Here is a 996-nt window from a genome sequence, read left to right as displayed (position 1 = left end):
CTTCTATCATGGAAGGAAACGACATGGTCATCGAAGAAGGCATGTGCTTCTCTGTTGAACCAGGTATCTATATCCCTGGTAAAGTCGGTGTTCGTATCGAAGATTGCGGTGTTGTTACCAAGGATGGCTTTGACCTCTTTACAAGCACCAGCAAAGATTTGCTTTATTTTGATTAAACTTAGAGACAAGCAAAAAGTCAGCTCAAATTGTGGATTATGTTGTTTTTGCGGAACAATCTGGTTTATTAGATTTTCTCCAAATTAAAGTAAACCGTTCTTTAGTTGATTATGTTTATGGTGTAGAGGCTGGTTTGGATAGTAACGCTCGTAAAAATCGTAGTAGCACAATAATGGAAGGTATCTTAGAACGACACGTTGCAAAAATAGCTCAAAAACAAGGACTTGAATGGAAAGCTCAAGCAACTGCCTCATTTATTAAATCAAATTGGGGTATTGAGGTGCTAGTAGATAAATCAGAACGGCACTTTGATGTAGCTGTTTATTCTAGGGAACGTCATAAAGTTTGGCTCATTGAAACGAACTACTATGGTGACAGTGGAAGTAAACTTAAAGCGGTTGCTGGTGAATTTACTAAACTTAATCAGTTTAGTAAAGAATCAAAAGATGACATTGAGTTTATCTGGGTGACAGATGGACAAGGTTGGAAAACTGCTCACTTACCACTCTCCGAAGCATTTGAACACATTCAAAATGTTTTTAATTTGAATATGCTTAAAAATAACTTTTTGCGTGAGCTTTTAAAATAAATCGCGATAGTTCAAACTAACATTCAAAGGTCAGGTAAATATTATGGAAAGACATTATGCAAGATATTATAAATGCGCATTGCAAGTAAACCCATATTCTTATTCAAAGTTTAGAGGAAAAACTATTATTGATGAAGAAGAGTATTAGTGATTACAAAAATTTTGACATGATTACTTTTATCGAGAATATTCGAAAAGGGCCGGTTGAGTTGGCTAAAGAATATAACTTA

1 protein-coding gene and 1 pseudogene are annotated in these 996 nt (G+C 35.0%); both read left to right on the top strand.

Translation table 11 applies throughout. The features are described from left to right. A partial coding sequence (locus tag GMD4S_RS13230) for a M24 family metallopeptidase (protein WP_008292012.1) occupies positions 1-176 on the top strand: 176 nt, incomplete at its 5' end. A gap of 26 nt (positions 177-202) precedes the next feature. Continuing rightward, positions 203-766 (top strand): annotated as a pseudogene (locus GMD4S_RS12325) (DpnII family type II restriction endonuclease); the annotation flags it as partial. Positions 767-996: the final 230 nt, after the last annotated feature.

It is taken from the genome of Streptococcus sp. GMD4S, from assembly GCF_000296955.1.
Note: the sequence above shows the minus strand (reverse complement) of the source record. Positions and strands in the feature narration are given on the sequence as shown.